General features: G+C 68.4%; 20 protein-coding genes and 2 pseudogenes. 14 read left to right on the top strand and 8 right to left on the bottom strand.

From position 1 onward, the window contains the following. Nucleotides 1-5: 5 nt before the first annotated feature. On the bottom strand, nucleotides 6-1067 hold the full coding sequence (locus tag ASC87_RS05640; RefSeq protein WP_235582069.1) for a substrate-binding domain-containing protein: 1062 nt from the start codon (nucleotides 1065-1067) through the stop codon (nucleotides 6-8). A 394-nt stretch (nucleotides 1068-1461) separates the two neighbouring features. On the opposite strand from ASC87_RS05640, the gene groES reads away from it, so the two are divergent. The 4 genes and pseudogenes from groES (at nucleotide 1462) to ASC87_RS05620 (ending at nucleotide 5632) form a co-directional block, all read left to right on the top strand. Continuing rightward, entirely contained in the window at nucleotides 1462-1752 is a 291-nt protein-coding gene (groES, locus tag ASC87_RS05635) for a co-chaperone GroES (RefSeq protein WP_056657987.1), read from the top strand. A 30-nt stretch (nucleotides 1753-1782) separates the two neighbouring features. Further along, entirely contained in the window at nucleotides 1783-3429 is a 1647-nt protein-coding gene (gene groL, locus ASC87_RS05630; protein WP_056657984.1) for a chaperonin GroEL, read from the top strand. Between the two features lie 135 nt (nucleotides 3430-3564). Then, nucleotides 3565-4248, top strand: a pseudogene (locus tag ASC87_RS33690) (DUF1631 family protein); the annotation flags it as partial. Then, nucleotides 4247-5632 (top strand): DUF1631 family protein, encoded by a 1386-nt coding sequence (locus tag ASC87_RS05620; protein WP_369820734.1) that lies wholly within the window; start codon nucleotides 4247-4249, stop codon nucleotides 5630-5632. The pseudogene ASC87_RS33690 and the gene ASC87_RS05620, both read left to right, overlap by 2 nt. On the opposite strand, the gene ASC87_RS05615 is transcribed toward ASC87_RS05620, so the two are convergent. Together ASC87_RS05615 and yihA are read right to left on the bottom strand one after the other, a co-directional pair. Further along, nucleotides 5629-6528: an alpha/beta fold hydrolase gene (locus ASC87_RS05615; protein WP_056657977.1), complete on the bottom strand. Its 900-nt coding sequence runs from the start codon at nucleotides 6526-6528 to the stop codon at nucleotides 5629-5631. The two genes, ASC87_RS05620 and ASC87_RS05615, sit on opposite strands and share 4 nt — an antisense overlap. Next, the gene (gene yihA / locus ASC87_RS05610) at nucleotides 6525-7232 is read right to left on the bottom strand and encodes a ribosome biogenesis GTP-binding protein YihA/YsxC (RefSeq protein WP_056657974.1); all 708 of its coding nucleotides are present in this window, start codon (nucleotides 7230-7232) and stop codon (nucleotides 6525-6527) included. Before yihA ends, ASC87_RS05615 begins: the two co-directional genes overlap by 4 nt. A 62-nt stretch (nucleotides 7233-7294) precedes the next feature. Here yihA and ASC87_RS05605 point away from each other — a divergent pair, with 62 nt between their 5' ends. The 6 genes and pseudogenes from ASC87_RS05605 (at nucleotide 7295) to ASC87_RS05580 (ending at nucleotide 13994) form a co-directional block, all read left to right on the top strand. After that, nucleotides 7295-7924, top strand: a complete 630-nt coding sequence (locus tag ASC87_RS05605) for a cytochrome c (RefSeq protein WP_056657971.1) — start codon at nucleotides 7295-7297, stop codon at nucleotides 7922-7924. Nucleotides 7925-8028: 104 nt separating this feature from the next. Beyond that, on the top strand, nucleotides 8029-10149 hold the full coding sequence (locus ASC87_RS05600) for a cytochrome c biogenesis protein ResB (RefSeq protein ID WP_056657968.1): 2121 nt from the start codon (nucleotides 8029-8031) through the stop codon (nucleotides 10147-10149). Next, a pseudogene (ccsB, locus tag ASC87_RS05595) lies at nucleotides 10146-11286 on the top strand (c-type cytochrome biogenesis protein CcsB). Before ASC87_RS05600 ends, ccsB begins: the two are co-directional and overlap by 4 nt. A 58-nt stretch (nucleotides 11287-11344) precedes the next feature. Then, nucleotides 11345-11704, top strand: a complete 360-nt coding sequence (locus tag ASC87_RS05590) for a hypothetical protein (RefSeq protein ID WP_056657965.1) — start codon at nucleotides 11345-11347, stop codon at nucleotides 11702-11704. Nucleotides 11705-12305: 601 nt separating this feature from the next. Continuing rightward, nucleotides 12306-13298 carry a protein-methionine-sulfoxide reductase catalytic subunit MsrP gene (gene msrP, locus ASC87_RS05585; protein ID WP_056657962.1) on the top strand — a complete coding sequence of 331 codons (993 nt, stop codon included), beginning with the start codon at nucleotides 12306-12308 and terminating at the stop codon, nucleotides 13296-13298. A 33-nt stretch (nucleotides 13299-13331) separates the two neighbouring features. After that, entirely contained in the window at nucleotides 13332-13994 is a 663-nt protein-coding gene (locus ASC87_RS05580; protein WP_082568415.1) for a sulfite oxidase heme-binding subunit YedZ, read from the top strand. Nucleotides 13995-14014: 20 nt separating this feature from the next. Here the strand turns inward: ASC87_RS05580 and ASC87_RS05575 are convergent, their stop codons facing one another. The 4 genes from ASC87_RS05575 to ASC87_RS05560 all read right to left on the bottom strand — a co-directional run bounded on the left by ASC87_RS05575 (nucleotide 14015) and on the right by ASC87_RS05560 (nucleotide 17663). Further along, nucleotides 14015-14608: a hypothetical protein gene (locus ASC87_RS05575; RefSeq protein ID WP_056657958.1), complete on the bottom strand. Its 594-nt coding sequence runs from the start codon at nucleotides 14606-14608 to the stop codon at nucleotides 14015-14017. Nucleotides 14609-14688: 80 nt separating this feature from the next. Continuing rightward, on the bottom strand, nucleotides 14689-15210 hold the full coding sequence (locus ASC87_RS05570; RefSeq protein WP_056657955.1) for an ATP/GTP-binding protein: 522 nt from the start codon (nucleotides 15208-15210) through the stop codon (nucleotides 14689-14691). Then, a complete protein-coding gene (locus ASC87_RS05565) occupies nucleotides 15207-15761 on the bottom strand; it encodes a hypothetical protein (protein WP_056657953.1) in 555 nt (184 codons plus the stop codon). Before ASC87_RS05565 ends, ASC87_RS05570 begins: the two co-directional genes overlap by 4 nt. Before the next feature lie 75 nt (nucleotides 15762-15836). Further along, nucleotides 15837-17663 (bottom strand): glycoside hydrolase family 15 protein, encoded by a 1827-nt coding sequence (locus ASC87_RS05560; protein WP_056657951.1) that lies wholly within the window; start codon nucleotides 17661-17663, stop codon nucleotides 15837-15839. A 163-nt stretch (nucleotides 17664-17826) separates the two neighbouring features. On the opposite strand from ASC87_RS05560, the gene ASC87_RS05555 reads away from it, so the two are divergent. After that, entirely contained in the window at nucleotides 17827-20079 is a 2253-nt protein-coding gene (locus tag ASC87_RS05555; RefSeq protein ID WP_056657948.1) for a trehalose-6-phosphate synthase, read from the top strand. A gap of 20 nt (nucleotides 20080-20099) precedes the next feature. Next, nucleotides 20100-20858 carry a trehalose-phosphatase gene (gene otsB, locus ASC87_RS05550; protein ID WP_235582061.1) on the top strand — a complete coding sequence of 253 codons (759 nt, stop codon included), beginning with the start codon at nucleotides 20100-20102 and terminating at the stop codon, nucleotides 20856-20858. A 22-nt stretch (nucleotides 20859-20880) separates the two neighbouring features. Here otsB and ASC87_RS05545 read toward each other — a convergent pair whose 3' ends face one another. Then, nucleotides 20881-21390 carry a pilin gene (locus ASC87_RS05545; RefSeq protein ID WP_082568413.1) on the bottom strand — a complete coding sequence of 170 codons (510 nt, stop codon included), beginning with the start codon at nucleotides 21388-21390 and terminating at the stop codon, nucleotides 20881-20883. A gap of 102 nt (nucleotides 21391-21492) precedes the next feature. Between ASC87_RS05545 and ASC87_RS05540 the strand changes: the two genes are divergently transcribed. Both ASC87_RS05540 and ASC87_RS05535 read left to right on the top strand, forming a co-directional pair. Further along, complete coding sequence (locus ASC87_RS05540; RefSeq protein WP_056657939.1) at nucleotides 21493-22071, top strand: TetR/AcrR family transcriptional regulator; 579 nt, start codon at nucleotides 21493-21495, stop codon at nucleotides 22069-22071. A gap of 85 nt (nucleotides 22072-22156) precedes the next feature. After that, nucleotides 22157-22867: an SDR family oxidoreductase gene (locus ASC87_RS05535; protein WP_056657936.1), complete on the top strand. Its 711-nt coding sequence runs from the start codon at nucleotides 22157-22159 to the stop codon at nucleotides 22865-22867. Nucleotide 22868 lies beyond the last annotated feature (1 nt).

Genomic DNA, 22868 nt, shown 5'->3' with positions numbered 1-22868 from the left:
CCGGGTCAGCGGCGTTTCCAGATCCGCAGGTAGATGTCCCGATAGCCGTTCTCCGGGTCGTACACGAACCGGGAGCCGCCATCGGAGGCGACGTTCTCTCCAGAGACGAGATGGACGGGGGCGACGAACCCGCTGACCGGTTGTCCGGCCAAGAGCCGATTCAGCTCGTCCACCACCTGCCAGCCCTGCATGTTCAGCGGCTCGGCCACCGTGCCGGTCTGATAGGTTCCGGCCCGGATGCGCATGAACGCCGGTGCGCTGCCATCGCCTGCCGACAGCAGGCTGATCGCACCATTGGGCGCCGCCGCCTCGATCAGCACCGGCACCGCGTAGTCGAAGTAGATGTCGTTGATCGCCAGCGCGTGCGTCCAGCGTGGTCCGTGTGCGGCGAGCAGTTCCCGGATCACCGCGGGCATGCGGGCCGCGCTATCGGAAATGGCCACGTCGCGCACCTCGAGGAGCCTGCAGCCGCTGCACTGCCGAATGACGTCCGCCATGGCCTGCGCCTTGGCGGTCGCGATCGCAAATCGGGAATCGGTGAACACCACGACACCGGCCTTGCCGCCCGACTGCGCCACGGCCGCCAGCGCCGTCGTGCGGGCGACCGCGATCGGGTCGGTGCTCACATTCATCGCAACGGACGTCCCCGCGATGGCGCCGGGACTCGGCCCTGCGTGCCAGCCGACCACCGGCGGCAGCGGGGTATTCGCCCGGCGGAGCGTCGGTTCGAGTTCGTGGGCGTCTGATCCGCAAATCACGAGGCCGTCGGGCCGCGACGCCAGGGCGTCGGCAACCGCACGGCTGCGGCCGGCCGCCGTGCCGCCTGCGTCGAGGATCCGCACCTTCCAGCCCATCGCGCGCGCAGCCTCGCGGATGCCCTGGGCGACGCCCAGTACGCCGCCGTTGCGCAGGTCTTCGGCCAACACCGCAATCGACTTGCCAGGCTGGGCACCGGGGCCCGATGTGGGGCCGGTCCATGCCGGCGAGCGGCTGGACGCGCTGTCGACGGCCTGGCGGGCTTCGTCGACAGCGTCGGCCGCCGACACCCCGGGTATCAGTGCACACAGGGCGACCACAGTGAGCGCGAAGCGAAATGCGCGCCAACGACAGGTCGCCACGCCACGATCAATGATCACGCCGTTACTCCTTGCGCCGCTGCCGGCTGGCGCTTGCGGTTGGGCAGCCATTACACCGCCGCTGGCCACAATTGTGCGCCAGTCTGGGCCACATCGGGCCTGGGCTCGGAACCCGACACCGACGCCCCAAAATCACCCCTCTCGCTGTTGACGTGCTTGCATCCCAACAGCCTCTCCCTATAATCCGCCCTGCTAGCACTCGGCCAAGTCGAGTGCCAACGGCGGCCCGGGGCCTCAACCGACCGGACGCCGTCAACAGTCAGTGAACGCAAACTTGCGTTCGTTGCCCCGCAGAAGTTCGATTCGAACTCATCAAGGAGATGCTATGAAACTTCGTCCGTTGCACGACCGCGTGGTCGTCAAGCGCCTGGAACAAGAAACCAAGACCGCCTCGGGCATCGTCATCCCCGACGCCGCCGCTGAAAAGCCGGATCAAGGCGAAGTTGTTGCCATCGGCACCGGCAAGCGCAACGACAAGGGCGACTTCGTGGCCCTGAGCGTCAAGGTCGGTGACCGCGTGCTGTTCGGCAAGTACAGCGGCCAGACCGTCAAGGTCGACGGCGACGAACTGCTCGTGATGCGTGAAGAAGACCTCTTCGCCGTCGTCGAGAAGTAATCCCCGCCCCCACAGAATTCGGAGAATCAAATGGCAGCAAAAGACGTAGTCTTCGGCGGCGAAGCCCGCGCGCGCATGGTCGAAGGCGTGAACATCCTCGCCAACGCCGTCAAGGTGACCCTGGGCCCGAAGGGCCGCAACGTGGTGCTCGAGCGCTCGTTCGGCGCCCCCACCGTCACGAAGGACGGTGTGTCGGTCGCCAAGGAAATCGAACTGAAGGACAAGCTTCAGAACATGGGCGCCCAGATGGTCAAGGAAGTGGCTTCCAAGACCAGCGACAACGCCGGTGACGGCACCACCACCGCCACGGTGCTGGCCCAGGCCATCGTCCGCGAAGGCATGAAGTACGTGGCCGCGGGCATGAACCCGATGGACCTGAAGCGCGGCATCGACAAGGCCGTGACGGCCCTGGTCGCCGAGCTGAAGAAGGCTTCGAAGGCCACCACCACGTCGAAGGAAATCGCTCAAGTCGGCTCCATCTCGGCCAACAGCGACGAATCCATCGGCAAGATCATCGCTGACGCGATGGACAAGGTCGGCAAGGAAGGCGTGATCACCGTCGAAGACGGCAAGTCGCTCGACAGCGAACTCGACGTCGTCGAAGGCATGCAGTTCGACCGCGGCTACCTGTCGCCGTACTTCATCAACAACCCCGAGAAGCAATCGGCGTTGCTGGACAACCCGTTCGTGCTGCTGTTCGACAAGAAGATCAGCAACATCCGCGACCTGCTGCCGGTGCTGGAGCAAGTGGCCAAGGCCGGCCGTCCGCTGCTGATCATCGCTGAAGAAGTCGAAGGCGAAGCGCTGGCGACCCTCGTGGTCAACACGATCCGCGGCATCCTGAAGGTTGTCGCCGTGAAGGCCCCTGGCTTCGGCGACCGCCGCAAGGCCATGCTCGAAGACATCGCCATCCTGACGGGCGGCAAGGTCATCGCAGAAGAAGTCGGCCTGACGCTCGAGAAGGTCACGCTGGCCGACCTCGGCCAAGCCAAGCGCGTCGAAGTGGGCAAGGAAAACACCACGATCATCGACGGCGCCGGTGCTGCTGGCGACATCGAAGCCCGCGTCAAGCAAGTGCGCATCCAGATCGAGGAAGCCACGAGCGACTACGACCGTGAAAAGCTGCAAGAGCGCGTGGCCAAGCTGGCCGGCGGTGTTGCCGTGATCAAGGTCGGCGCTGCCACCGAAGTCGAAATGAAGGAAAAGAAGGCCCGCGTCGAAGACGCCCTGCACGCCACGCGCGCAGCGGTGGAAGAAGGCATCGTGGCCGGTGGTGGCGTGGCCCTGCTGCGCGCCAAGCAAGCCGCTGGTGCCATCAAGGGTGACAACCCCGACCAGGACGCCGGCATCAAGCTGGTCCTGCGCGCCATCGAAGCCCCGCTTCGTGAAATCGTCTACAACGCCGGTGGTGAAGCCAGCGTGATCGTCAATGCCGTCCTGGCCGGCAAGGGCAACTACGGTTTCAATGCCGCCAACGACACGTACGGCGACATGATCGAAATGGGCATCCTGGACCCGACGAAGGTGACCCGCACGGCGCTGCAAAACGCCGCTTCGGTCTCCTCGCTGATGCTGACCACGGAAGCCATGGTTGCCGAGTCCCCGAAGGACGACGCTCCGGCCGGCGGCATGGGCGGCGGCATGGGTGGGATGGGCGGCATGGGCATGGACATGTGATGTCCCGGCCGGACCTCGCGGTCCGGCCATTGCCTCTGCGCACTGCGAAAGGGCTGCTTCGGCAGCCCTTTTTCTTGGGGTTGCACGGTGTGGGCCGTCGCATAATGGTTTGCAAAACCAACGCCCCCAAGAACGATGGCGAATGCCCCCCTGCTTCAAGCCTTTGTCGAAGGCGAGCTCGGCCGTTCGGCCGACCTGATCGCTCGCACGCTTGCGGCCATCCAGACCCAGCTCCGCCAGCCCGGCGACACGCTGCTGAACGCATCCGAGCGCCAACACCATTTCGACCTGGCCCACGCCCTGGCCCAGCACCGGGTGACGTACCAGCGCCGCTTCGTCGACGCGCTGCGCAACGCGGTGGTGGCCGACATGGCCCCTTCCACCGACGACGCCGGCCCCACGTCGGTGCACACGAGCGGCCTCGGCGGCCTGCAGTTGATGGACGAGAACCGGGTCGAATCCGAGATCGGCCTGTCGCGCGCGATCCAGGAGATCGACACCATCGCCGAGTGGGAGTTGCGCGAGCTGCAGACCTTCACGTCGACGCTGCGCGGGCTGGAACACACCACGGCCGAATCGAACCCGCTGCGTCCGCGCGCCTATGCACAGGCCCTGGCCGAAGCGGCGGAATCGCTACCCATCGCGCCGCCGCAACAGTCGCTGCTGTTGCGGGTGTCGGCCACGGCGATGGCGCCGCTGCTCAAGTCGGCGTGGGCGGCGGCCACGTCGCGCCTGGAGCGCCAGGGCGGGTGCCGGCACCCGTGCGCCCGCCGTGAACGTCACGCAGCCCGGCGCGCTCGACGCGTTGCGCCGCACCATGCCCGAAGGCCGCCAGTCCGCCGGTGCCGCACCGGGAGACCTGGACAGCGCCCTGTCGCGCATCGAGGCCCTGCTGAGCCGCATGCCGTCGGCCACCGGTGCCACCGCCGCGCCAAGACTGCTCGAACATCGCGCGTCGCTGCTCGCCACTACCGGCGCGTCGATGGAGCGGCAGGTGATCGAGTTGATCGCCCGCCTCTTCGAGATCATCGTGTCCGACCCGGGGCTGCACCCCACGCTGCGGTCCCAGCTCGGGCGCCTGCAGGTGTCGGCCCTCCGCATCGCGCTGCACGACCCCGAGATGCTCGACCGCCATGAACACCCGGTGTGGGTGTTCATGGCACGGCTCGTGAACGCCGCGTCCAGCTACCCGAACGTGTCCGACGCGCGCCTGGTGGCGCTATTGTCATTCTCGGGCCACCTGATCGACGACCTGACGGTACAGGGCCAGCAAGGGGCGGCACAGTACAAGCGCGGCCTCGCCGCGCTCGACACCTTCCTCGAAGGGCAGTTGCACGAGCAGCAGGGCGCCGCACGCAAGTCGATCGAGACGCTGCTGCACGCCGAACAGGCCGACCAGCTGCAGCAGCAGTTGTCGGCCCGCCTGTCGGAACAGCTGGCCCCGGTGCGCACCACCCCCGCCATCCGCCGTTTCATCACCGGCGCCTGGGCCAAGGTGCTGGCCACCGCGATGCTGGAACACGGCGACACGTCGGAGGTCACCAACAGCTACCTGAAGGCGCTCGACGACCTCGTCTGGAGCCTGCAACCGCCCGACCACCCGCAAAGCCGCCAGCGCCTGCTGGCCATGCTGCCGGGGATGCTGCAGCGGCTGCGTGCCGGAGCCGCATCCATCGACCTGCCGCAGGCTGAACGCCAGGCCGTGCTGGACGACCTCGTGGTGGTGCACACCGAGGCCCTGAAACCCGGGGGCCGCCCGGCGGCCACGCCCGACCCGGCCCTGACACCGGAAGAAATCGTGCGGCAGCTGCGGGAGGAAACCACCCTGCCGCCGGTGGCCCCGGTGCCGTTCAGCGACTCACTGATCGACCTCGGGTCCATGGACACGGTGCCCGCGGCGCTGATGACCGACACCACCGCGGTGGAAACCGAAGACGCGTCCGACTGGGTGAACCGCCTGGCGCCCGGCGTGCGCCAGCGCATCTTCCTGAACGGCCGCTGGACGCAGGCCCAGCTGCTGTGGCGCAGCCCGCGCGGGTCGTACTTCGTGTACGCCGGCGAGGCGCCCGATCGCACCCACTCGGTGACCCAGCGGGCGCTGGAGCGCCTGCGCAAGGCCGAGCTGCTGGAGACGGTGGAAGGGCATTCGCCGATCCAGCGTGCGGTGGACGCGCTGATCCGCCGGCTGGACAACCCGGCCTAAGCCGCCAGCGCCGCTTCGATTTCCGCGGCCACCCGCGCGGGCTGCTCGTGCACGATCCAGTGCGTGGCCCCCGGCACCCGGGCGATGGTGAGCCGGGGCACAAACGCCTCGAGCCCGTCCAGCAGCGATGGCGGCAGCGCCGCGTCGGCCTCGCCCCAGACCACATGCACCGGCACACGCACCGTGACTGCCTCGGCGGAGAGGGTGAGCGTGCGCACCGCGGAATCGGGTGCGGTGGGCGGGCGCAGCGGGGAGGCGCGGTAGTAGTTCAGCGGGCCGGTGAGCCCGGCCGACCACACCGCGCGGTACTGGTCGCGCACCGCGTCGGTCAGCCAGCCGCCCCCGGGGCGGGACGGGTCCATGGCCCCCATGCGCGCGAACAGGCTCCAGAGCTGCGCGAAGTCGTCGGCCTGCAGGTGGTGCTCGGCGTCGGGCTCGCAGAAGTCGTTCATGTAGGCGCTGGCTGCCTGCTGCGCGGGGTTGTTCACCAGCTCTCGCTGGAACACCGCCGGATGGGGCGAGTTGACGATGATCAGGCGCTCGAGCAGGTCGGGGAACGTGGCCGCGAAGGTCCACGCCACCGCCCCTCCCCAGTCGTGGGCCACGACCGCGGCGGCCCGGCTGCCGAACGCCAGCACCAGCGCCCGCAGGTCGGCCACGAGGTGCTTGGCCCGGTAGGGTTCCACCCCGGCCGGCGTGGTGGAACGTTCGTACCCGCGCAGGTTGGGCGCCACGCAACGGAAGCGGCCGGCGAAGTGGGCGAGCAGCCCGTCCCACACGAACGCGGCTTCGGGGAACCCGTGCAGGAACACCAGCACCGGCGCCCCTTCGGGCCCGGCCACGCGGCAACTCAGCGTGACACCGTGGGGGAGGACGACATCACGCGTTTCGATCATGGGGTGGGTTCTTCCTGGGAGTGAGTCCAGCCGTGCAACACCTGGGCGGCGTCACCGACGCCGGACTTCTTCAAAGCCGAGAACAGCGACATGCTGACATCGGCCTCGTCGGTGGACAACTCGCCCAGCACCGCCTGCGCCGCGGCCAACGAGGCGTTGGCCTCGGCCCGGTTGAGCTTGTCGGACTTGGTGAGCAGCACCAGCAGCTTGACCGCCCCGTTGCCCACCCGCGGGGCCACGAAACTGAGCAACTGGCGGTCGAGGTCGGTGAAGCCGAGGCGCGAATCCACCATCAGCACCACCCCCGCCAGCGAGCGGCGAACCTCGAGGTAGTCAGCCATCACTTTCTGCCAACGCAGCTTGGCACCACGGGCCACGGCGGCGTAGCCGTAGCCGGGCAAGTCGGCAAACAACGCGTCGGGCTGGAGTTTCGGGCCCAGTTCGAAGAGGTTGATGTGCTGGGTGCGGCCGGGTGTCTTCGAGGCAAACGCGAGGCGTTTCTGCTGCGTCAGCGTGTTGATGGCGGTGGACTTGCCGGCGTTGGACCGGCCCACGAAAGCGATTTCGGGGAGCTCGGTGGAGGGGAGCTGGTCAAGCTGGCTGGCGGTGGTCAGGAAGCGAGCGGTGTGGCTCCAGGCCAACGCCTGCTTCTCCGGATCCACGGAGACGGCGACCTGCGGTTTGGAATTGTTTTCGTCGGTCATTCGGACGCCCAAAACTTGCATTGTAAAATCGCTGGGTTTTGCACAAGGAATCGCCCCTAGCCATGAAGTCTTTTGCCCCTGTGTTGTCCAGTCTGTTGTTGGCAGCCTCGCTCTCCGCACCGGCTGCCGCCGCGGAAAACCACGCGCCCGCGAAGCCTGACCTGGCCAAGGGGGAGGCCATCTCCACGAACGTGTGTGCCGCCTGCCACACGGCCGATGCCACGCGGGGCGCTGCCGCCAACCCGATCCTGAAGGGCCAGCACCCGGAATACCTGGCCAAGCAGCTGCACGACTTCAAGGCCGACAAGCGCAAGAACCCCGTGATGAAGGGTTTTGCATCGGCCCTGAGCGAAGACGACATCCGCAACGTCACCGCCTTCTACGCCAGCAAGCCGCCGTCGCTCGGCACCGCCAAGAGCAAGGCCACCATCGCGCTGGGCGAAAAGATCTACCGCGGCGGCATCGCCGACCGTGGCGTGCCGGCCTGTGCGGCCTGTCACGGCCCCACCGGCAGCGGCCTGCCGTCGCAGTACCCGCGCCTGCGCGGCCAGCACGCCGACTACACCGAGGCCCAGATGAAGGCGTTCCGCGGCAACACGCGCCAGAACGGCCCGCAGATGGTAGGCGTGGTCACGAAGATGAACGACGCCGAAATCAAGGCCGTCGCCGACTACATCGCCGGGATGCGCTGAACTTCCTCGGCGGGGCACGCTCCTGAAGGCCGGTCGCTGACCGGCCTTTTTGCTGCCGTTGTCCTGCTTGTTGTTGCCCTTCCCGCCCGTTCTCCGCAGTACCCATGGCAGCCTCCACCACCGGCATCCACCTCCGCTCAGGCTCGCGCGTGCTGCGCGATGGCGTCGAGTTGCTGTCGTCGATGCGATTTGCCATTTCGCTGCTGACGCTGATCTGCATCGCGTCCGTCATCGGCACCGTGGTGCGGCAGAACGAACCGGCCACGAACTACGTGAACCAGTTCGGCCCGTTCTGGTCGCAGCTGTTCACCACGGTGGGCCTGACCCGCGTGTACAGCGCGTGGTGGTTCCTGCTCATCCTCGCGTTCCTGGTGGTCTCCACCACGTTGTGCATCGTGCGCAACGCACCGAAGATCCTCGCCGACCTGCGCCAGTACAAGGAACACGTGCGGGAGCAGAGCCTGCTTTCCTTTCACCACCGCGGGGAAGCCGACCTGGCCGAAACGCCCGAGCAGGCGTTCGCGCGGGTCAGCCAGGTGCTGGGCGGCCGCGGCTGGCGGGCCAAGGTGCAGGAGCGGCGTGAAGGCGGCGAGTGGCGCGGCACCATGATCGCCGCGCGCAAGGGGGCGGTGAACAAGCTCGGCTACATCGCCGCCCACGCGGCCATCGTGCTGATCTGCATCGGTGGCCTGTTCGACGGCGACCTGATCGTGCGCGCGCAGATGCTGTGGCAGGGCAAGACGGCCTACAACGGCAGCGGCCTCGTGCGTGACGTGCCGGCCGAACACCGGCTCGGCCCGGGCACGCCCACGTTCCGCGGCAACATCGAGGTGCCCGAGGGCGGCCGCCGCGGCACCGCCATCCTGTCGCAGCAAGACGGCGTGGTGCTGCAGGACCTGCCGTTCGACATCGAGCTGAAGAAGTTCATCGTCGAGTACTACGAGACGGGCATGCCCAAGCTCTTCGCGAGCGAGGTGGTGATCCACGACCACGACTCCGGCGCGGCCGTGCCGGCCACCGTCAAGGTCAACGAACCCGCGTTCCACCGCGGCGTGGCCATCTACCAGAGCAGCTTCGACGACGGCGGCTCGAAGTTGAAGCTGCGTGCGCTGCCGATGGCGGCGGGGGAAAAAGGCTTCGCGCTCGACGGCACCGTGGGCACCTCGGGCGCACTGCCCCTCGAGAAGGACAAGCTGACCGTCGAGTTCACCGGCCTGCGCGTCATCACCGTCGAGAACATGCAGCCCACCGCCAGCGGCATCGACGTGCGCAAGGTGGACCTGGTCGACAGCCTGCAGTCGCATCTCGGGTCGGGTGCCAAGGCCCGCGCCGGCAAGGCGCTGCGCAACGTGGGTGCCTCGTTCAGCTACAAGCTGCGCGACGCGGCCGGCCAGGCCCGCGAGTTCAACAACTACATGGCCCCGGTCGAGATGGACGGCCAGCGCCTGTTCCTCGCTGGCGTGCGCGACACCCCGGCCGAGAGCTTCCGCTACCTGCGCATCCCCGTCGATGAAAACGACGGGCTCGAGCGCTGGCTGCACCTGCGCGCCGCGCTGCACGACCCGGCCCGCCGCGAGGCGGCGGCGCAGCGCTACGGCCGGCTGGCCGCGCCGCTCAAGCAGCCGGAGATGGCCCCGCAGCTGGCCACCATGACCCGCCTTGCACTCGACCTCTTCGCCGGGGCCCTGCCGCCGGCCGAGGGCCAGCCCGCCATCGGCGGGTTGCCCGGGCTGTCGCAGTACCTCGAGGTCAAGGTGCCGGAGGCCGAGCGGCTGCGCATCTCCGAGGTGATGCTGCGGGTGCTGGGTGGCAGCCTGTACGAGCTCGTCAACCTCGACCGGGCCGCTGACGGCCAGCCCCCATTGGCCGACACGGCGGCCACCCAGGCCTGGATGACCCAGGCGCTGCTGTCGCTGTCGGACAGCCAGTTCTACCCGGCGCCGGTGATCCTCGAACTGATGGACTACACCCAGGTGCAGGCGAGTGTGTTCCAGGTGGCCCGCGCGCCCGGCAAGACCCTCGTGTACCTCGGCTGCGTGGCACTGATCGTTGGCGTGTTCGCGATGCTGTACGTGCGAGAGCGCCGCCTGTGGATCTGGCTGCAGCCGGCCCAGGGTGGCGGCACGCACCTCCGCACCGCGATGTCCACCGCCCGGCGCACGCTGGACGCCGACGCCGAGTTCGACACGCTCAAGCAGGCCCTGCTGAAAGGCGCTTCCGCATGACCACCACCACGACCACCACGACCCTCGACTTCGGCCGCACCGGCTATTTCGCCCAGCGCAGCCTGTACGACTGGCTGTTCGCGCTGGCGGTGCTGCTGGGGGGCATCGGGGTGTTCTCGCGCTATGGCGCATCGATGGACGGCTACGAGAAGCCCATTTTCGCCGGCGTGCTGCCGGCCCTCGTGGCGCTCGGCTGGTTCTGGGGGCGCCTGCGCGGGCTCACCATCGGCGTGGCCGCGGCGGCGCTCGTGGCCATCGCGCTGTACCAGCAGCACCTCGACGGGTTCGGGGCCGACCTGTCGAAGGCCGACAGCGTGTTCCTGTTGAAGTACTTCCTGTCGAGCCAGAGCGCGATCCTGTGGATGAGCGTGCTGATCTTCATGAGCACGGTGTTGTACTGGATCGGTCTCCTGGCGCGGGGCCACGACAACACGGCGCTGAAGCTCGGCTCGCGCTTCGCGTGGGGCGCGGTGACGATGGCCCTCATCGGCACGCGAGGCGCAGGAGATCCAGCCGCTGGTGCCGGCCCTGCAGAGCTGGTGGATGAAACTCCACGTGCCGGCGAACTTCATCGGCTACGGCACGTTCGCCCTGTCGGCCATGGTGGCATTCGCGTACCTGGTCAAGCAGGCGGCGCACCAGTCGCGCTGGTGGCAGCTGGCGCCGCTGTTCCTGCTGGGCATGGTGCTGTGCCTGGAGCCAGTGGTGTTCCGCAAGAACCCCATCGAGGCCATCAGCAGCTATTGGGCGGTGTACTTCGGCATTGCCGCGCTGGTCACCGGCGGGATCCTGGCGGCCCGCCGCCGCATCGCCGACCGGCTGCCGCCGTTCGAGGTGCTCGACGACGTGATGTACAAGGCCATTGCGGTGGGGTTTGCGTTTTTCACCATCGCCACCATCCTCGGCGCGTTCTGGGCCGCGGAGGCCTGGGGCGGCTACTGGAGCTGGGACCCGAAGGAAACCTGGGCGCTGATCGTCTGGCTGAACTATGCCGCCTGGCTGCACATGCGGCTGATGAAGGGCCTGCGTGGCCCGGTGGCCGCGTGGTGGGCCCTGGTGGGCCTGGCGGTCACCACCTTCGCCTTCCTGGGGGTCAACATGTTCCTGTCCGGGTTGCATTCGTACGGCGAACTGTGATGCGGTGGCGGGCGGACCGGTCTATAGTCACTGCACTCCGCCCACTCCCATCGCAACCATGCCCCACATCCGCCGTGGCCCCGACGGCCAGATCGAAAGCATTCACCGCCACGGCGCCCCCGGCATGGAGTTCGTGCCCGACGGCCACGCGGAGCTGATGACCTTCCTGGGCCACTCCGCCCCCCAGCAAAGCGATTTCGGCCGCCTCGACGCCGACTTCGTGCGGGTGATCGAAGACGTGATCGACACCCTGATCGTCAAGAACATCATCAACATCACCGACCTGCCCGGCGAGGCGCAGGCCAAGCTTTTCGCCCGGAAGAACTTCCGGGAACGCATCTCGAAGAACTCGCTCCGCCTCTTCGTCGACACGGGCTTCAACTCGCTCATCGACGACACGAACTTCAGTGATCTTTAGGCCCCCCACGTCGCTTCGCTCCTGCCCCCCCGAGGGGGGCGCCCCGGGTCGCCCGAGGGACCCGGGCTCGCGGGTAGCTTGATCTGTCGCCTCGCTGCGCTTGGCTCCCCTGGCGCACGCGCTTCGGGGCTTTGCCGCTTCGCTGGCTCGCCCGATGCTTGTCGTTCCGGCGGAAGCCGGGACCCACTGGGCCGGTGGGCCGCGACTTTCGTCGGGGTGACCGGAGAACCAGCCGATGCGCAGCGAGGCGAAATGAGCCGGCACGGCGTGCGCGCGGGATAGGTAACGGTGGCGCTGGAGACAGTGGTCGCGCGGGGGATTGGCCACTCGAAGCGCCCGGGCAAAGTTCCGGGAAGCTGGTGTTCAGGCGTTTCTCTTTGACTTTCTCTTTCGCCGGAAAGAGAAAGGAGTTCGGCTGCCGGGCCGAGACCCGGCGCGGCCTCGCCAGAGAGAAAACGCAACTCGCAGCGCGGCGAAACAATGGGGGGTCGGCGGGGGCGCACCACCCCGCCAGCACAAATCCGGAACCGGTTGTAAGGTTCAAGGCTCGAACCCCGACACTACGTCAAGCAGCGTGGCACCCGCCACCGAAGGAGTCAGCATGTTGTTCCTAAAGGACCGTGGGTTCCAGCACCCGGTGGCCTCCGAAATCACGCCCCACGCGGTGTACGAGCAGCGGCGCCAGATGCTGAGGCTGCTGGCCGCAGGCGGCGGCGGCCTGGCAATGGCCGGCTGGGCGTCGCGTGAGGCGCTGGCCCAGATTCCCCGACCCAACAAGCTCGCAGCGCTCGCGGGCGCCCGCAGCGGCGTGGCCGGCGCCACCACCATGGAAAAACTCACGGCCTATGCGGACGTGACCACGTACAACAACTACTACGAGTTCGGCACCGACAAGTCGGACCCGGCGCGCACGGCCGGAACGCTGAAGTCCCGTCCGTGGACGGTGGCCATCGAAGGCGAGGTCAAGAAGCCGAAGGTGTACGACCTGGATGAACTGCTGAAGCTCGCGCCGATGGAAGAACGGGTGTACCGGCTGCGGTGCGTGGAAGGCTGGTCGATGGTGATCCCGTGGGTGGGGTACTCGCTGTCGGAACTCATCAAGCGCGTGGAACCCACCGGCAACGCCAAGTTCGTGGAATTCGTGACGCTGGCGGACGCCAAGCAGATGCCCGAACTGAACTCGCGCGTGTTGGCCTGGCCTTACGTGGAAGGCCTGCGCCTCGACGAGGCCATGAACCCGCTCGCGCTGCTGGCCTTCGGCCTGTATGGCGAGGTGTTGCCCAACCAGAACGGCGCACCACTGCGCCTGGTCGTGCCGTGGAAGTACGGTTTCAAGAGCGGAAAGTCGATCGTGAAGATCCGCTTCACCGACCGGCAGCCGGCCACGTCGTGGAACCGCGCGGCCCCGTCGGAGTACGGGTTCTATTCGAACGTGAACCCGAACGTGGACCACCCGCGCTGGAGCCAGTCGAAGGAACGCCGCATCGGCGAGGACGGCCTCTTTGCCAAGAAGCGCGCCACCACGATGTTCAATGGCTACGAGGCCCAGGTGGGCCAGCTTTACACCGGCATGGACCTGAAGCGGTTCTACTGAGCCGCACGGCCCGCGCCCCACCCACCCGCGACCATGAGCACCGCCTTGTCTTCCGTGCTGCCCTCGCCCACCCGCACCACGCGCAAGCGCCCGTGGCTGCTGCACCCCGCGGCGAAGGTGGTGCTGTTCATCACCTGCCTGCTGCCGTTCGTGTGGCTGGCGGTGGGGGCGGCCACCGACAGCCTCGGGGCCAACCCGGCCGAGGCGCTGATCCGGGGCTTCGGCGACTGGACGCTGCGGTTCCTGTGCATCACGCTCGCCGTGACCCCCGTGCGCAAGTGGACGAACACCCCCGCCCTCGCCCGCTTCCGCCGCATGCTGGGCCTGTACACGTTCTTCTACGGTTGCATCCATTTCCTCTGTTACGCGTGGCTCGACAAGGACCTGCTGCTGACCGACATCGTGACGGACATCGCGAAGCGCCCGTTCATCCTGGTGGGCACGCTGGCCTTGCTGCTGATGCTGCCGCTGGCCGCCACGTCGTTCAACCGCGCCATCAAGGCCCTGGGTGCCCCCCGCTGGCAGCGGCTGCACCAGTTGGTATACGCCACGGTGCTGCTGGGCCTGCTGCACTTCTTCTGGATGCGCGCCGGCAAGAACGACTTCGCCGAGGTGGGGGTGTACGCGGCCATCGTGGCGGTGCTGCTGGGGTGGCGCGTGCTGGAACGCCTGCGCAGGCGTTCCGCGGGCGCCTGACCGGACCCTGGCGCGGCGGGTCACAGCCGCTGGGTGGAAAACGCGACCAGCAGGTTCTTCTTGAAGGTGGCCATGAGGTACGGGCCTGACGTGACGTTGCCCCAGGCCTCCACGCTCTGCAACCCGTCGGCGGACGCGTAGTTGACGGTGAACGACACGGTCTGCCCGCGGCACCCGATGATGGCATTGACGTCGAGGATGTCCATGTCCACCGCCAGGCGGTCGACGGCGGCGCGGGTGGGCAGGCAGGTGGCGGGGTCAGCGCCGTAGAGGCCCTTGGATGTCCAGCCGTGGAGCTGGTCGGTGCGGAATTCCATCTGCACGTAGGGGCCCGATTCGACACGACCCCAGTCGTAGGTGCGCACGGTGTGGCCGCTGGTGGTGACGTCGCCGACGAGGCGGCCTTCGCAGCCCATGTGGGCCGCGACTTCCGCATAGGTGTTCATGCCTTGCACGCGGTTGCCCAGGGCCTCGGTGGTGGGCAGGCACGACGAGGCTGGCGGCAGGCCGCTTTCGTCGGTGGCGACGGTGTCGTCACCCCCGCCACCACCGCAACCACACAACACCACCACGCTGCTCGCACACAGCAGCCACATGCGGATGATCGACTTCATGACAGGGGTCTCCTTCTGGAATGGACGGGGATGAACCAACAACCCATCCAGTCTCCGGGCAGACCCCGGCCGTATCCCCTTCAGACCCCCCGACTTTCCAGCTGCACCAGCAGGAGGTCCACCAGCGCCAGCACCTGCGTGCGCTCGCGCACGTCGAGCGGCACGATGGGGCAGACGACCCCGTGCCGCGCCGCGGCTTCCGCCAGCGCGTCGAGGCTCGGCGAGGCGCCGGGCCGCAGCCGGCCCACCCCGATGACACAGCCGGTGCGCGCGATCAGGCCGGCGAAGTTCTCGAGGTAGATGGCCAGGTCGGCCAGCGGGTCGGACCGCGCGTGGTCGACCAGCACCACGAGCCCCATGGCGTCCTCGGCGAGTGCACGCCACGTGGGTTCGAAGCGGCGCTGGCCCGGGGTGCCGTACAGGCGGAGGCGGTCGCCGTTGTCGAGCACGATGTCGCCGTGATCGACGGCCACCGGCGCCTTGCCGTCGTCGATGTTGGTGCTGACGAGCGGTGCGTCGAGCAACGACGCCACGGCCGTGGACTTGCCGACCCCCATCGTGCCGGTGAACAGAATGCGATGAACGATGGGCGTGGTGTTCATTCGAGCCCCAGCCGTGAGCGGATGCGGAAGATCAGCCCCGCGTTGCCCGGTGCGGAGGGCGCATCACCCGGCTCGTCGGAGTCGAGCAGCCACTGCGCCACGCCATTGGCATGCAGCACCGCGGCAAAGGCATGGCACGTGGCGAGCGGGATGTTCGCCTTGACCGCCAGCTCCTCGATGGCAAATGGCCGCGCGCCCAGCATGGTGGCCAGGCGCAGGTAGCGGAGATCGGCTCCGAGCAAGGCATCGGGTGGCCAGCGCAACAGCTGCAGGCGTCTCCCGCCCGCGGCCGGCCGGCCGGCACCGCCCGCTTGCCTGGAAGGGCGGAGCATGCTTTCGTCGAGCTCGATCTGGCCGCTGATGCGGTCGAGCTGGCTCCACAGGTCGTCGGCGCGCAACGGCAGCGCGGCCCGCAACACGAAGGTTTCGGGCGGTGGCTCGCCGGCAAAGTCGACGGGGACCACCAGCAGGTGCACGGGATCGGCGTCGACGGCGCCCCAGCGGTCACGGGTCTTGCCGGCCAGCAGCTTGACCATGGAGCGCAACACCATGGCGTCGCGTTCCGTGAATGCTTCGATACGGAAGCGCCGGTCGCGCGCGCGGGGAACAGGAGACTCCGCCATCGATCAGACCACCGTGTCCCAGGGTTTGGAGAGACGCATTGCGCCGTTGATGATACCGACCATCGAGTAGGTCTGGGGGAAGTTGCCCCACAGTTCGCCCGAATCGGGTTTCAGGTCTTCCGACAACAGCCCCACGTGGTTGCGCCGCGCGAGCAGGGTCTCGAAGATCTCGCGCGCCTGCTCGACACGGCCGATGCGCGCGAGCGCGTCGATGCGCCAGAACGAACACACGTTGAACGCGGTCTCGGGGCGGCCGAAGTCGTCGGGGGCTTCGTAGCGCCGCATGAACGGACCGTCGCACAGCGACGCCTCCAGCGCGTCCACGGTGGCGATGAACCGCGGGTCCTTCGGGTTGATGAAGCCCACCTCGGCCATCAGCAGCACGCTGGCATCGAGGTCGCGCCCGCCAAAACTTTCGACGAAGGCCTTGCGCTCCTCGCTCCACGAGGCCTCGAGGATGCGGCGCTGGATGACATCGGCGCGGTCGGCCCACAGCGTGGCGCGGTCGCGCAGGCCCAGCACGACGGCGATCTTGGCGAGACGGTCGCAGGCGGCCCAGCACATCAGCGACGACGAGGTGTGCACCCGCGAGCGCGTGCGCAGTTCCCACATGCCGGCGTCGGGCTGGTCGTGCAGCTGCCACGCGCGCTCGCCCATGGGTTCGAGTGCAGCGAAGTCATCGACGTCGGCGCGGCGGAACAGGCGATGGTCGTGGAAGGCCTGCGCCGCGCCGAGCACGATGTTGCCGTACACGTCGTGCTGGAAGTGCTCGTACGCCTGGTTGCCCACGCGCACGGGCCCCATGCCGCGATAGCCGCCCAGGTGTGTCAGTTCGCGTTCGATGAGGCCCTGCTCGAGGCCCACGCCGTAGAGCGGTTGCACGTGGCCGCCATCGGCCCCGCGCACCACGTCGTGTACCCAGCGGAGGTAGTCCTCCATGGTGCCCACCTCGGAGAGGCTGTTGAGCGCGCGCACGACGAAAAAGGCGTCGCGCAACCAACAGTAGCGGTAGTCCCAGTTGCGCTGGCTGTTGGGCGCCTCGGGGATGCTGGTGGTCATCGCGGCGACGATGGCCCCGGTGTCACCGTACTGGCACAGCTTCAACGTGATGGCCGCGCGGATCACGGCCTCCTGCCATTCGAGCGGCAGCGCGAGGCGGCGTGTCCATTCGCGCCAGTAGAGCGACGTCTGTTCCTCGAAGTCGCGGGCGGTTTCGCCGATGCCGGAGTTGATGGTTTCGTCAGGGCCCAGCAGCATGCTGATGGGGGTGTGCAGCGAGAACCAGGTTTCGTCGAGCACGTACGTGAGCGGGGCGTCAGTGCTCAGGCGCAACGCACCTTGCGGCGACACGTAGCGCACGTGGTTGCTGCCGCGCGTGAGCGTGGGCACGGTGGCGCCCCATTCGCTGCGGGGCCGCACGATGAGGCGCACGCGCGGGCGCCCGCTCAGCGGGCGAATGCGCCGCACCAGTTGCGCCGGGTGGAACATGCGTTCGCGCACCCAGAAGCGCGGCGCGAAATCGGTGACCTCGATGCCATGGCCGGCGGCATCGAACAGGCGCGTGCGCACCACGGCCGTGCCGGGTTCGTAGAACTGCTCGCTGCGCACCGCGCCTTCGAGTTCCACTGCCAGCGTGCCGTCATGGCCCACGCCGTTGCCCGAATCGAGCAGTGCGTGGAACACGGGATCGCTGTCGAACCGTGGCATGCAGCACCACACGATGCGGGCGTAACGATCCACCAGCGCGCCGATGGCGCAGTTGCCGATCAGCGCGAGATCTAGCGTGGCATCGCGCTTCAGGAAGGGGTTGTCCGTTGCAGGTCCACTCACAGCCGCTCCTTTGTTTGTAGGGAATGTCCGACACGAGAAACCGCCGATTCGACACAGCGGCCCACTGTACAGTCGTCCGCATGGATTTGCGCAATCCACCGCCATTCCCCTTCGCCTTCCAGCCCACGGAAACGGCCGCCGCTGCGGGCCCTCCGACACGCCCATGAATTCCCTGCGACTGCAGCTCCGTTTCCTCCTCCCGCTCGTGCTCACGCTGATCGCGACGGCCTACCTCGTGCTCCCGCTGATGGACAGCCTGACGCTGAGGTGGTTCTCGCGCGACCTGAACCTGCGTGGCTCGCTCGTCGCGAGCGCACTCTCCGATTCCATTGCCGAGAACCGGCAGGATTTCAAGACCCGGCGCCTGCAGACGCTGATCGATCGCGCGGCACAGGACGAACGCCTCGTGGGCATCGGCCTTTGCTCGATCGAGGGCGAGGTGGTGCGCCGCACGGCCGGCTTCCCCCCGTCGCTCACGTGCGAGAAGGCCCGCGAGATCGCAGGCCAGAACGAATCGCAGCTCAAGCTCGAAGGCGGATCGGTGCAGGTGGGCATGCACCCCATCAACGGCGACAGCGGCCGCATGGCCGACCTCGTCATCCTCCATGACCTGAGCTTCCTCGAACGCCGCAGCCAGGACACGCAGAAGTACCTGATCATCCTGATCGCCAGCCTGGGCCTCGCGATGACACTCATCACCGTGGTCGTGGCGCAGCTCAGCTGGCGCGGCTGGATGGCAGGCGCCCGCGCGCTGCTGCGCGGTGAAGGTGTGCTGATGCCCATGTCACCGCTGTCGCCGGCCGCTTCCGCGCCGCCCGAGCTGGCACCGCTCGCGGCCGACCTGCGCGCCCGCCTGCGCGACCTGGAAGACGAATACCGCCGCGCGCAGGGGCCCGACGCCGAGTGGAACCCCGAACGGCTGCGCACGCTGCTGCGCACGCAACTTCGCGGCGACCAGGTGATCGTGGTGTCGAACCGCGAGCCGTATATCCACGAACGTGGCAAGGACGGCGTCATCGTCAAGCGCCCCGCGAGCGGCCTCGTGACCGCGGTGGAGCCGGTGATGCGCGCGTGTTCCGGCACGTGGATCGCCCACGGCAGCGGCAGCGCCGACCACGACGTGGTGGACGCCAACGACCGCGTGATGGTGCCGCCGGGCCGCGACGAATACGTGCTGCGCCGCCTCTGGCTCACGCCGGAGGAGGAACAGGGCTTCTACTACGGCTTCTCGAACGAGGGGCTGTGGCCGCTTTGCCACGTGGCCCACGTGCGGCCGGTGTTCCGCGAGGCCGACTGGAACCGCTACTGCGCGGTCAACCAGCGGTTTGCCGATGCGGTGGTGGCCGAGGCGGTGGTCGAAGACCCCGTGGTGCTGGTGCAGGACTACCACTTCGCGCTGCTGCCGGCGATGATCCGCAAGAAGCTGCCGCGTGCCACGATCCTGACGTTCTGGCACATCCCGTGGCCCAACCCCGAATCGTTCGGCATCTGCCCGTGGCGCCGCGAGATCCTCGAGGGCATGCTCGGCAGCACCATCCTCGGCTTCCACACGCGCTTTCACTGCAAGAACTTCATCGAGACGGTGGACCGCTACCTCGAGGCCCGCATCGAACACGAGCACTCCACCATCTCGTTCCACGACGACGACACCCTCGTCGAGAGCTACCCCATCTCGATCGAGTGGCCCGCGGACAGCGAGATCGCCACGTGGTTGCCGGTGGCCGACTGCCGGCGCAACGTGCGCGAGCGGTTCGGCTACGGCCTCGAGCACCGCATCGCGGTCGGTGTGGACCGGTTCGACTACACGAAGGGCATCCTCGAGCGGTTGCACGCCGTGGAGCGCCTGCTCGAGAAACACCCCGAGTGGGTGGGCCGCTTCTCGTTCATCCAGGTGGCCGCACCGTCGCGCAGTTCGCTGGAGGAATACCGCGCGTTCCAGGACCGCATCCAGCAGGTCACGCAGCGCATCAACATGCGGTTCGGCAGCACCGGGTACCTGCCGGTGCACCTGCTGGCCGAACACCACGAACACGCGCAACTGATCGAGCTGTACCGTGCGGCCGAGATCTGCGTGGTGACCAGCCTGCACGACGGCATGAACCTTGTGTGCAAGGAATTCGTGGCAGCACGCGACGACGAACAAGGTGTGCTCGTGCTGAGCCGTTTTGCCGGCGCGGCGCGTGAGATGCCCGAGGCCCTCATCGTCAACCCGTACCACGTCGAGGAATGCGCCGACGCCCTCGAGCAGGCCCTGCGCATGCCCGCACCCGAGCAACGCGAACGCATGGCCAGCCTGCGCGCCAACGTGCGGGAATTCAACGTGTACCGCTGGGCCGGCCGCATGCTGTCCGACGGCGGCCGCTCGCGCCTGCGGGACCGCATCCAGGCCCGCCTCAAGCGGCACCAACGCGCCTGACCCGCATGAATGCCCCCGCGATGAAACACCTCTTCACCCCTCCCGGCGAACTGGCCCTGTCCACCGTGATGGCCATGCGCCCGCTGCTGGCCTTCGACTTCGACGGCACGCTCGCCCCCATCGTGGCGCGCCCCGACGACGCCCGCGTGTCGGCGGCCATCGCGCAGCAGCTGCGCCAGCTGGCCCACCTGTGCCCGGTGGCCATCGTCACCGGCCGCAGCGTGGCCGACGTGGCGCCCCGCCTCGGGTTCGAACCGCACTACGTCGTGGGCAACCACGGCGCCGAGGACCCCCTCGACACCACGCCCCCCCACGCCAGCCCGTCGCTCGATGCGTTGCGCATGCGCCTGGCCGCGGCCGGGCCCGTGCTGGCGGCGGCCGGCGTGTCCATCGAGGACAAGCGCTACTCGCTCGCGCTGCACTACCGCCTGGCCCGTGACCGCGACGCCGCGCAAGCCGCCATCGACGCCCTGCTGCACACCATCGAGCCGGGCCTCGCCACGTTCGGCGGCAAGTGCGTGGTGAATGTGGTGGACACCCTCGCGCCCGACAAGGGCGATGCGGTGGTGCGGCTCGTCGAGCGCAGCCGTTCGGCCGCCGCGGTGTTCGTGGGCGACGACGTGAACGACGAATCGGTGTTCGTGCGCGCGCCCCCGCACTGGCTCACGGTGCGCATCGGCCGCGACGACCCGCGGTCGCGTGCGGCCTACTTCCTCGATGGCCACGCGGAGGTGGCGCTGTTCCTCGGGATGATGCTCAACGTGCTGTCGGTGCCGTGAGGCGCCCGGCGCTGGATTCCTCTCAGGCCTTCTTGGCCGCGCCCGGGCGGCAAGCCACCGGCAGGTACAGGGCGGGGATGTCGGTGCTGTCGGTCCCGTGCACCTGCATCTGGTCGGGCACGGCCGCGCCCGCACACACCCACACGAGGGGCACCTGCGGGTAGTCGGGCACGTAGGCCGGGCGCAGGGCCAGCTGCTTGCCCTTGAGCAGCGGGTTGGCGCCATTGCCGAACACCAGCACCAGCACGCCGTCCCGCACGGTCACGGACGACAGGAAGCTGCCCACGATCTTGTCCGCCGGGGGCAGGCTCGCCTCGGTGTTGTCGACAGGGAACTTGCCCGACAGCCCGCGGAACAGCGCCACGTTCTGCTTGGCGAACTCGACCACCGGAAGGGTCTCGGCCACCTGCTTGCGCACGATGCGGTCGGTGAAACTGGGCATCGCGAGCAGCGCGAGGACCGCCACCACCGCCACCACGATCATCAGTTCGATCAACGAAAACCCGCGCCGGGCCGAAAGAATGCTGTTCATGCGAACGCACTGTAGTACAGGCAGCGAGCCCGCCATTTCCTTTGCCCGTCCGGGGGTTTGGCAAAGGAATATGATGATCGTCATAAACCGTCACCCTTCACCATGACCGACACCCCCTCCCGCAAGGAACAGACGCACGACCGCATCGTGCGCACCGCGTCGCGCGCCATCCGGCGCAAGGGCTACGGCGGCATCGGGGTGGCCGACATCATGAAAGAGGCCGGGCTCACGCACGGCGGCTTCTACGCGCACTTCAAGTCGAAGACCGATCTGCTGGCCGAGGTGGCCGACAGCACCGGAGCCGACAGCCTCTCCCGCCTGGGACGCATCGCCGCGGCAGCCCCCGACGGGCAATCGCTGGCCGCCATCGTCGACGCCTACCTGTCGGACCGCCATGTCGAGGCACCCGAGACTGGCTGCCCGGTGGCGGCCCTCGGGTCCGAGCTGTCACGCCAGGAGGCGCCGGTGCGCCGCGCGGCCACCCGCCGCATGAAGGAAGTGATCGACCTGATTGGCCGCCAACTGCCCGGATGGGCTGACGGCGAGGACCGCCGCAAGGCCCTGTCCGTGTACTGCAGCCTCGTGGGCGCGCTGACCATCGCCCGCGCCGTGGACGATCCCGCGCTGTCCAAGGCCGTGCGCGACGCCGCGCGCATGACCATCCTCGACCAGGTCACCTGACCCTGGGCGCCGCTCTGCCGGCGCCTGCCGTTCGCCCCCGCTTATGACGCTCGTCATATTCCCCACCCTCCCGAAGGACCCCACCATGAAGATCCAGGACTCCGTCGCATTCGTCACCGGTGCCAACCGCGGCCTCGGTGCGTCGTTCGCCCGGGCGCTGCTCGCGGCCGGTGCACGCAAGGTGTACGCCGCGGCCCGCGACCCATCGTCCGTCGACATCCCGGGCGTACACGCGGTTCGGCTCGACGTGACCCGCCCCGGCGAAGTGCTGGCCGCGGCCCGCGACTTCGGGGACGTGTCACTGCTCGTCAACAACGCCGGCATCGCCCGCGGCCAGGGGCTGCTCGCCGGCCAGGCCAGCATCGACGCCTTGCGCGCCGAACTCGACGTGAACGTGTTCGGGCCGCTCGCGGTGAGCCAGGCCTTCGCCCCGCACCTGGCCGCCAACGGCGGCGGCGCCATCGTCAACGTGCTGTCGGTGCTGAGCTGGCTCAGCCTGCCGGGCAGCGGCACCTACTCGGCGTCGAAGGCCGCCGCCTGGTCGCTGACGAACGGGCTGCGCAACGAGCTGCGCGCCCAGGGCACCCAGGTCGTGGGCGTGCACGTCGCGTTCATGGAAACTGACATGGCGGCCGGCTTCTCCGGCCCGAAGGCGCACCCGGACGACGTGGTGCGCCAGGTGCTCGCGGCGGTCGAGGCCGGCGAGGACGAGGTGCTCGCCGACGACATCGCCCGCAACGTGAAGCTGGGCCTGTCGGCCCGGCCCGGCGTGTACCTGGGCGCTCCGGCCCGCTGAC

Source organism: Rhizobacter sp. Root1221 (assembly GCF_001425785.1).
Taxonomy (GTDB): Bacteria; Pseudomonadota; Gammaproteobacteria; order Burkholderiales; family Burkholderiaceae_C; genus Rhizobacter.
Note: the sequence above shows the minus strand (reverse complement) of the source record. Positions and strands in the feature narration are given on the sequence as shown.

Coding starts and splice junctions, on each gene's coding strand:
- ASC87_RS05555 (WP_056657948.1), top strand. CDS start 17,827: ATGAATTCCCTGCGACTGCAGCTCCGTTTCCTCCTCCCGCTCGTGCTC.
- ASC87_RS05590 (WP_056657965.1), top strand. CDS start 11,345: ATGCCCCACATCCGCCGTGGCCCCGACGGCCAGATCGAAAGCATTCAC.
- ASC87_RS05605 (WP_056657971.1), top strand. CDS start 7,295: ATGAAGTCTTTTGCCCCTGTGTTGTCCAGTCTGTTGTTGGCAGCCTCG.
- ASC87_RS05535 (WP_056657936.1), top strand. CDS start 22,157: ATGAAGATCCAGGACTCCGTCGCATTCGTCACCGGTGCCAACCGCGGC.
- groL (WP_056657984.1), top strand. CDS start 1,783: ATGGCAGCAAAAGACGTAGTCTTCGGCGGCGAAGCCCGCGCGCGCATG.
- otsB (WP_235582061.1), top strand. CDS start 20,100: ATGAAACACCTCTTCACCCCTCCCGGCGAACTGGCCCTGTCCACCGTG.
- yihA (WP_056657974.1), bottom strand. CDS start 7,232: ATGACCGACGAAAACAATTCCAAACCGCAGGTCGCCGTCTCCGTGGAT.
- ASC87_RS05620 (WP_369820734.1), top strand. CDS start 4,247: ATGCCCGAAGGCCGCCAGTCCGCCGGTGCCGCACCGGGAGACCTGGAC.
- ASC87_RS05570 (WP_056657955.1), bottom strand. CDS start 15,210: ATGAACACCACGCCCATCGTTCATCGCATTCTGTTCACCGGCACGATG.
- ASC87_RS05545 (WP_082568413.1), bottom strand. CDS start 21,390: ATGAACAGCATTCTTTCGGCCCGGCGCGGGTTTTCGTTGATCGAACTG.
- ASC87_RS05615 (WP_056657977.1), bottom strand. CDS start 6,528: ATGATCGAAACGCGTGATGTCGTCCTCCCCCACGGTGTCACGCTGAGT.
- ASC87_RS05565 (WP_056657953.1), bottom strand. CDS start 15,761: ATGGTGTTGCGCTCCATGGTCAAGCTGCTGGCCGGCAAGACCCGTGAC.
- ASC87_RS05580 (WP_082568415.1), top strand. CDS start 13,332: ATGAGCACCGCCTTGTCTTCCGTGCTGCCCTCGCCCACCCGCACCACG.
- msrP (WP_056657962.1), top strand. CDS start 12,306: ATGTTGTTCCTAAAGGACCGTGGGTTCCAGCACCCGGTGGCCTCCGAA.
- ASC87_RS05600 (WP_056657968.1), top strand. CDS start 8,029: ATGGCAGCCTCCACCACCGGCATCCACCTCCGCTCAGGCTCGCGCGTG.
- ASC87_RS05575 (WP_056657958.1), bottom strand. CDS start 14,608: ATGAAGTCGATCATCCGCATGTGGCTGCTGTGTGCGAGCAGCGTGGTG.
- ASC87_RS05540 (WP_056657939.1), top strand. CDS start 21,493: ATGACCGACACCCCCTCCCGCAAGGAACAGACGCACGACCGCATCGTG.
- groES (WP_056657987.1), top strand. CDS start 1,462: ATGAAACTTCGTCCGTTGCACGACCGCGTGGTCGTCAAGCGCCTGGAA.